An 8095-nucleotide genomic window follows, 5' to 3' on the forward strand; every position below is an offset into this window, starting at 1 on the left:
ATTATACTCCGAATAAGAATGTACGTCTATAAATACAAACATATAATAGTTGAATTTCAAGAAGAAAATCGTTATAATATTAACGGACATAAAATAAGATTAATTTTTGGGAAATGAAGGAGAAAATAATGAGTAAAAAACCAACAGTCCTGATGATTTTAGATGGATATGGATTAAACGAAAACAAAGAAGCAAATGCAGTAGCAGAAGCAAAGACTCCTGTAATGGATAAATTAATGAAAGAATACCCATTCGTAAAAGGAAACGCATCCGGAATGGCAGTCGGACTTCCAGAAGGTCAGATGGGTAATTCTGAAGTAGGACATATGAATATGGGTGCAGGACGCATCGTATATCAGGAATTAACAAGAATCACAAAAGAGATCCAGGATGGAGATTTCTTTAAGAACGAAGCAATGTTAGAAGCAATTGAAAACTGCAAGAAGAACAATTCTGCATTACATTGCTTTGGATTATTATCAGATGGTGGAGTACACAGCCACAATACACATTTATATGGTGTTCTTGAAATGGCTAAGAGAAATGGCTTAGAGAATGTATACGTTCATTTATTCTTAGACGGACGTGATACAGCTCCAACATCAGGAAAAGGATTTATCGAAGAATTATTAGCAAAGATGGACGAGATCGGAGTAGGTAAAGTAGCATCTATCTCTGGACGTTACTATGCAATGGACCGTGACAATCGTTGGGATCGTGTACAGAAAGCATACAATGCAATCGTTATGGGACAGGGAAATGAAGCAGATAATGCAATCGATGCAATCGATGCATCTTATAAAGAAGACGTTACAGACGAATTCGTAGTACCAACAGTTATCATGGAAAATGGTGCACCAGTTGCAACATTAAAAGAAAATGATTCCGTAATCTTCTATAACTTCAGACCAGACCGTGCAAGAGAGATCACACGTTCTATCTGTGATGATAAATTTGACAGTTTTGATCGTCCAAACGGATACTTCAAGACAACATTCGTATGCTTCACAGAATATGATGTAACAATCCCTAACAAATTAGTGGCATTCCATAAAGTAGAGATTAAGAATACATTCGGAGAATTCCTTGCAAAACACGGATTAAAACAGTTAAGATTAGCTGAGACAGAGAAATACGCTCATGTAACATTCTTCTTTAACGGTGGAGTTGAAGAACCAAATGAAGGAGAAGACAGAATCTTAGTAAAATCTCCAGCAGTCGCAACATATGACCTTCAGCCAGAGATGAGTGCTCCAGAAGTTGGTGCAAAACTTGTAGAGGCAATCAAATCTGACAAATATGATGTGATCATTATGAACTTTGCAAACAGCGATATGGTAGGACATACAGGAATTGAAGAAGCAGCGATCAAAGCCGTAGAAGCAGTTGACAAATGCGTTGGAGATGCTGTAGAAGCGATCAAAGAAGTAAACGGACAGATGTTCATCTGTGCTGACCACGGAAATGCTGAACAGTTAAAAGACTACGAAACAGGAGCTCCATTTACAGCACATACAACAAATCCAGTACCATTTATCCTTGTAAATGCAGAAGAAGGATTAAAATTAAGAGAAGGTGGATGCTTAGCTGATATCGTACCTACATTAATCGAGTTAATGGGAATGGAACAGCCAGCAGAAATGACAGGAAAATCCCTGATCGTAAAATAAGATCTTCTTAAAGACATTTTGAAAGAAGCAAGATAAGAGGATATAATAAGAATAACAGCAAAGGCGCTTGTGAGAAATCACAGGCGCCTTTTTGAAGTTCAAGTAAATATATAGATTGTTTAAGCATTATAAAAAATGCTATAATGATAATCAAGTAAGAAGAGTCGTCAGAGAGGAGTGAAACATTATGGATGTATACGAAAAATTAGAAGAATTACAGGAAAAAGCTCTGCATGATGAAACAATGAAACAGGCTTTATTAGCAACAAGAACAGAAAAGGAACCAATCATTGCTTTTTGTAAGAAATGCCAGGAGTTTGGTTATGAGATCTATCCAATGGAATTGATCAACGCAGGAGAAGAATTTTATGCAACAATGCGAAGAAGTACGAATGGTGGCGGAGAGAATTCTCCAAAACTAAGCGGTGAAGATGATATGTATGAACTGTTTATGGTAGCAATCGAGAGAGGAACACAGTTTTAAATAATAACAACTTTGCAACTTGACGAAACATCAAAAATCTGTTAGAATACCACACAGTGTAAAAATTAGATATGATAGGGTGTTGTAATGATAGTATTACAATGCTACGGTTCGGACATCCATAATCCATTATATATTTTAAGGATTATGGATGTTTTTTGCCGTTGAAACAAATAAAATGGTATCAATCGAAAGGAGATTTAAAAATTTATGGAAAATTATTTATTTGAAAAAATGCCGGTACCAAAGGCATATATGAAACTGGCCTTACCAGTTGTATTAAGTATGATCGTATCACTTGTATACAACATGATAGATACTTATTTTATCGCACTGACTGGTGTACAGGAACTGGTCGCTGGAGTATCACTCGTAGCGCCAATGTTTACCTTAATGATCGCATTTGGAGATATCTTTGGCCTTGGTGGAAGTTCTGTGATTTCAAGATTATTAGGAGAGAAGAAAGATAATGAAGCCAAGAAAACATGTGCGTTCTGTATCTGGGTTTCTCTTGTATTTGGATTATGCATCAGTGTGATCTTATTATTATTCCGCACACAGATTCTTGGATTATTAGGAGTCAGCAAGGTTACATATGAATATGCCAATGCCTATTACACATGGATCGCGATCGGAGCAGTATCCATCATTTTCAGTATGGTGCCAAGCAACATTCTAAGAGCGGAAGGATTGGCAGTCCAGTCAATGGCAGGATCTATTATTGGCTCCATTGTAAATATCATCTTTGATCCAATCTTTATCTTTGGATTAAATCAAGGGGCAGCAGGAGCAGCGATGGCAACAGTTCTTGGAAATATCATTGCGGATATTTACTATGTCTATGCAGTGATCAAGAAATCAAGGAGACTGACATGTTCCCCATCCCATATGAAGATCACAGGAAGAAGAGTCAAAGATATCTTAATGATCGGAATTCCAGCATCGATCACAAATATCATGCAGACCTTTATGATGGTCATGACAAATAATTTCTTACTCCCATATGGAACAGACAAAGTTGCAGCCATGGGAATCGCATTAAAGGTTAATATGATCACAGCCTTAGTACTCGTAGGATTTGCATTCGGAGGACAGCCGCTAGTTGGATATAATTATGGAGCGAAAAATGAAAAAAGATTAAAAAATATCTTGAAATTTTCTTATCTTTTTGAAATTGGATTAGGATTATTATTTACGATCATCATGTGCATTTTCGCACCACAGATCATCAAAGTATTTATGGATAAACCAGATATCATAACAAATGGAGCTATGATGTTAAGATTCCAACAGATGGGAATGATATTTATGTCAGTTACCTTGATTTCAACTTGTGTGTGTCAGGCAGTGGGAAATGCAGGAGGAGCTTTTGTACTGTCCATTAGCAGACAGGGAGTGATCTATGTATTGGCACTTTTGATCATGTCAAATGTATTTGGATATACAGGAGTTTTGGTATCACAGGCATGCTCAGATGTGGTAACAGCATTGATCGCAGTGGGGATTATGTTAAGGATTATGAAAAAATTTATAAAAAACTAAAAAATATAAATCAACAGATGATTTTGTCAGACTTATTACTAACTTGTATTATTCATACTTTTAGGATAGGATAAAAAAGCATTTGTGTAGTTTTGTGAAGTAGAAAGAAGTTTGAATACAAATGATAAAGCATAAGTTTTTTCAAAACAAAAAATATGGATTGTTCCAGTGATGGAACTGATCATTGGGTGTATTTTAATCGTATTGCTACTAAATTATGTTTCTCATAATGATATGAGAAACGCAAAAACATTTTCCGAAAAATGCGGTGATCGCATGAAATGGTGGAGATGAGTTTTGCCTTCTGTTGCCGAATCAGACTTGTGAATCAATACATGACAAGTTCAAAGAGTTTACAAGATCAGAAAAGAAATTCTATCATAAAGGAGAAGTACACTCTTTTACCATCTCATTAGGATATGCACAATATCCGCAGCAGGCAAAAAATTATGATGGATTGACGCACTGTGCAGATGCAGCTTTATATGAAGTAAAATTGAGAGGAAAACAAGGATGTGTAGCATATAAAGATGGCTTTCGACAGATTCGAAAGCAACTTGGTTTTGACTTTATGGATGTCTCAGAAAATCTGCCGGGAGCATTTTTGATTTATAAAGCAGATCCAGATGACGATGAGCTATTGTTTGCGAATCATGAAATGTTGCATCTTTGTGGATGCAAAGATATGGATGAGTTTTTTGCTTATACCAAACAAAAATTCTGCAATCTCATCAACAAACAGGAACAAACAGAAGTAGAAGAAAGTATCTGGAAACAGATTAATGCAAATGGCGGACAAGAGAATGATTATGTCAAATTTTCACTTGCCAGAAAAGATGGGACTCAGGTAACAGTATTTGATCATGGAAGAATTGTTGAAAATATCTATTATGGAAGGGTATTTTATGTACTACTGTTAAATGAAAAGCAGATTCATTTACACTATGACAAAAAATCAGAATGTCATATATAAAATTTTTAATTATGTAAAAAGAGCGGTGCCTAGCATCGCTCTAATTTATATCCACAGATTCTTCATTTAGTAGGATCATATGTTATGGAAAGAAGATGACCAGCAAAAACCTTTATTATGTCCAAGATGCGGAGGAAAAACAAGATTAAATCTTAGAAAAGATACAGAATTAAAGAATTTCCTGCTATTCTGTCCAAAATGTAAACAAGAAACACTAGTTAATGTAAAAGATTTTAAGGTTATAACAATTTAATATGTTACAATATACAAAGAGTGAGACGCTAAGACGCAGTACTGAACGATAAATCGATCAGATATTGTGTCTTTTTGTATAAAGATAAATAAAACAGAAAATGGAGAAAAGAAGAATGAAACTATATTTAGGAATTTCTGTAAATGCTCTTTCAGTTTCCTTATGCAAAAGAGAAGAAATATAATTTGGATGATAAGAAAAATGAGCAGCAATATCCTTTAAAGTGACAACATCAGAATGATCATCCATATAATCTATGATCTGTCTGGCAAGAGGTTTTGTATCAGATTCACTGTTTTCAATACGATATCGACGTGCTATTTGAAGTAACAGAGTTTGAAGCATAGACTTTAATATCTTTTGGGTATCTTCTTTTTTATCAGCATATTCTACAATCATAAGTTCTAAGATCGTAAGGATTGCATAATCTTTTGTGACAGGCAGGTGGATATATTCTTCTGAAAATTTATTTGTTTGTGGTTCAACAAAAAAGCGGAAAAGAGCAGAATCTGTATATATTGTTGGAAGATATTCACGAAAGAAAAAATCCTGTCGATGAAAAGGTTCATGAATCTGATTCCCTTTAAATACACAGATTAAGATATCTTCATCATCACTTCCAGGCCAATACGAGGTGATATCTCCAGGCACTCCAGTATTCATCGGATGAAATGTTAGATCAAGAGAAGCAAAAGCAACTGCGAGTTTATGAATGGCAAGATCTATATATTTTTGACGCATAATGAGCACTCCTTTTCTTTTAGGTATTTTTATTATAAATGGTGATATTAGAAAATACCACTTAAATTATTAAGAAACTATAGTGACAAGGAATTGATTTCTTTATAAAATAGAAGTAATTATAAAAACTTTGGAGGTTTCTTATGACAGAAGAAGAAAAATTAGATGCAGGATTATATTATGATTTTTGGGATGCAGGAGTGAATGGGAGAAAATTAGGAACAATTAAATTTTGCCGTGAACTGCGAAAACATTACAATGTCACAATTCTTCCAGGTGTTACCATTGGCAATAATGTTGTGGTCGCAGCAGGTGCGGTAGTAACAAAAGATGTACCGGATAATTGTGTGATCGGTGGTATTCCGGCCAAAAAAATAAAAGATATTGAGAATGATATTTTATGACATAAAGGAGAATATATATGAATAGTATTTTTCATCATGTAAGTATAAGAAAATATAAAAATCAGCCAGTAGAAAAAGAGAAAATTCCTCGGATATTAAAAGCTGGTATGCAGTCCCCAAGTGCATGAAATCAGCAACCATGGGAATTTTATGTAGTAACAAATAAAGAAAAGAGGAAGCATTAGACAACAACAGGTAAGGCTGGCAGCATGGCGAAGGACATTATGGATCGACATGGACAGTATAAAAATCCATATACTAGAATTTAAGAGAAAACATAGAATATCTGGAGAAAGAAATTCAAAATCTTGAAGAAAGGTACAAAATAAGCGATAATAACTTTGAAGAAAAGTACATTTCATGCTATAGAAAGGAGCAAGACAATAATGTTTAGACTAAACAACGAAACACAAATTCCAGAAATCGGATTAGGTGTCTATAAAATGGAAGCCGGAAAAGAAATGAACGATGCAGTCAAATATGCTTATCAAAGTGGATACCGCCTATACGACACCGCACAGATGTATAAAAATGAACAGGCATTAGGAGATGCCTTAAAAGAAAATAAAATTTCAAGAGAAGATATCTTTCTGATCAGCAAAGTTAATAATTGTAACCAAGGTTATGAAAAAACAATCAGCAGTTTTAAAGAATCCTTACAAAAGTTGCAGACAGAATATCTCGATGCATTTTTAGTACATTGGCCAGGACAAGACAAAGCTAGAATGCTTGATACATGGAAAGCAATGGAACATCTATACAAAAAAGGCAAGGTAAAAAGTATCGGTGTCTGCAACTTTGAAATCAGTCAGTTAACTTATCTTTTAGAACACTGTGAGATCAAACCGATGATCGATCAGATAGAACATACACCGCTCATGCACGATGAAAAACTGATTAGTTTCTGTAAAGAAAACGATATTCAGATCATGGCATGGGGACCTTTATTAAGAGGAAATCTTGAGAACAAAAAGATGGAGGAAATCGCAGAAAAATATAATAAAACAACTGCACAATTATTGTTAAGATGGAATATTCAGCAGGGAATCATCCCAATTCCAAAATCCAAAAATGAGCAGAGATTACAGCAGAATATTGATGTTTTTGATTTTGAGATTACAAAAGAAGATATGGAAGAGTTAAATCATATGAATGAAAATCACAGGACAAGTTTTGATCCGTTGACATTTGATTTCTAACATTTCGTGGAGGTTTATTTTATATGGTATGAATACAATGGATGAAAAGATGCTGAGGTAAAAAAATATTGAATGATTACAACTTTAAAGATCATTATTTGAAAGTTAAAGAGTGGTATGACGGTTATCATTTTGGAAACACTGATATATATTGTCCATGGGATGTAATTCAATATTATAAAAGTTTATATTTAGATGCTGCCGCTAAACCACAGGATTTCTGGTCCAACTCAAGTGGTAATGCTATCGTTCGCAGATTTATAGATAAGGCTGATATATCAACGAAAAATGAGATAGAATGTCTGATAGCAGGAGAGAGTATTGAGAAAGATGTTGTACCAGAACTTACCTATGATGAGCTTGATAAAAGCATAGAAAATTTGTGGAGTGTGCTTTTTACGACAGGATGGTATGAAAAATTTTATCAAGTATGGAGTTGCATGTTTCAAGAAGGTATGCAAGGTTGTGGTTGAGGGATGATTTTTAATTTACTGGTTTGATGACGGAAGTTATTGGTGGAATATTATAAAAATTAATCAGCATAATGCTTTCTGAATTTCTGAAAATTCTTCCCACCCTGATATGCAAAAAATAAGAAAAGTACTGCCTGTAATCCTCTTTCAATAGGAGAATTGAGTGTTGGAAAAATAGCAACAATAAATAAAATCCAACAAAGAATACTGATGATTAAATACTTATAGTGTGTTTTAGATTTCAAGTTTGTTCACCTACCACGTGATTGTGCAAATATAATTATTATCTCAAAAAGGATAATACATCTGCTAAAATGATAAGTCAATAGTTAGTATGATTTTTTACTAAAAAATAT

General features: G+C 34.3%; 8 protein-coding genes and 2 pseudogenes. 9 read left to right on the top strand and 1 reads right to left on the bottom strand.

Features of this window, described 5'->3' with window-relative positions:
• Positions 1 to 128 precede the first annotated feature (128 nt).
• The 5 genes and pseudogenes from gpmI (at position 129) to KE503_RS13770 (ending at position 4922) form a co-directional block, all read left to right on the top strand.
• Entirely contained in the window at positions 129 to 1670 is a 1542-nt protein-coding gene (gene gpmI / locus KE503_RS13750) for a 2,3-bisphosphoglycerate-independent phosphoglycerate mutase (RefSeq protein WP_022374990.1), read from the top strand.
• A 187-nt stretch (positions 1671 to 1857) separates the two neighbouring features.
• Positions 1858 to 2154 carry a hypothetical protein gene (locus tag KE503_RS13755; RefSeq protein ID WP_022374991.1) on the top strand — a complete coding sequence of 99 codons (297 nt, stop codon included), beginning with the start codon at positions 1858 to 1860 and terminating at the stop codon, positions 2152 to 2154.
• A 210-nt stretch (positions 2155 to 2364) separates the two neighbouring features.
• Positions 2365 to 3696 (top strand): MATE family efflux transporter, encoded by a 1332-nt coding sequence (locus KE503_RS13760; RefSeq protein ID WP_212385602.1) that lies wholly within the window; start codon positions 2365 to 2367, stop codon positions 3694 to 3696.
• Positions 3697 to 3991: 295 nt separating this feature from the next.
• Positions 3992 to 4669, top strand: a pseudogene (locus KE503_RS13765) (GGDEF domain-containing protein); the annotation flags it as partial.
• A gap of 79 nt (positions 4670 to 4748) precedes the next feature.
• The gene (locus KE503_RS13770) at positions 4749 to 4922 is read left to right on the top strand and encodes a cysteine-rich KTR domain-containing protein (RefSeq protein WP_212385604.1); all 174 of its coding nucleotides are present in this window, start codon (positions 4749 to 4751) and stop codon (positions 4920 to 4922) included.
• Between the two features lie 57 nt (positions 4923 to 4979).
• Here KE503_RS13770 and KE503_RS13775 read toward each other — a convergent pair whose 3' ends face one another.
• Positions 4980 to 5663 carry a hypothetical protein gene (locus tag KE503_RS13775; RefSeq protein WP_212385605.1) on the bottom strand — a complete coding sequence of 228 codons (684 nt, stop codon included), beginning with the start codon at positions 5661 to 5663 and terminating at the stop codon, positions 4980 to 4982.
• A gap of 143 nt (positions 5664 to 5806) precedes the next feature.
• Between KE503_RS13775 and KE503_RS15095 the strand changes: the two genes are divergently transcribed.
• The 4 genes and pseudogenes from KE503_RS15095 to KE503_RS13795 all read left to right on the top strand — a co-directional run.
• Entirely contained in the window at positions 5807 to 6067 is a 261-nt protein-coding gene (locus tag KE503_RS15095) for a DapH/DapD/GlmU-related protein (protein WP_212385606.1), read from the top strand.
• Positions 6068 to 6084: 17 nt separating this feature from the next.
• The gene (locus KE503_RS13785) at positions 6085 to 6195 is read left to right on the top strand and encodes a nitroreductase family protein (RefSeq protein WP_212385607.1); all 111 of its coding nucleotides are present in this window, start codon (positions 6085 to 6087) and stop codon (positions 6193 to 6195) included.
• A gap of 258 nt (positions 6196 to 6453) precedes the next feature.
• A complete protein-coding gene (locus tag KE503_RS13790) occupies positions 6454 to 7266 on the top strand; it encodes an aldo/keto reductase (RefSeq protein WP_212385608.1) in 813 nt (270 codons plus the stop codon).
• Between the two features lie 59 nt (positions 7267 to 7325).
• Positions 7326 to 7676: pseudogene (locus tag KE503_RS13795) on the top strand (AAA family ATPase); the annotation flags it as partial.
• Between the last annotated feature and the right edge of the window lie 419 nt (positions 7677 to 8095).

Origin of the sequence: Anaerostipes sp. Marseille-Q3525, assembly GCF_018223505.1 — a bacterium.
Lineage (GTDB): Bacteria > Bacillota > Clostridia > Lachnospirales > Lachnospiraceae > Anaerostipes > Anaerostipes amylophilus.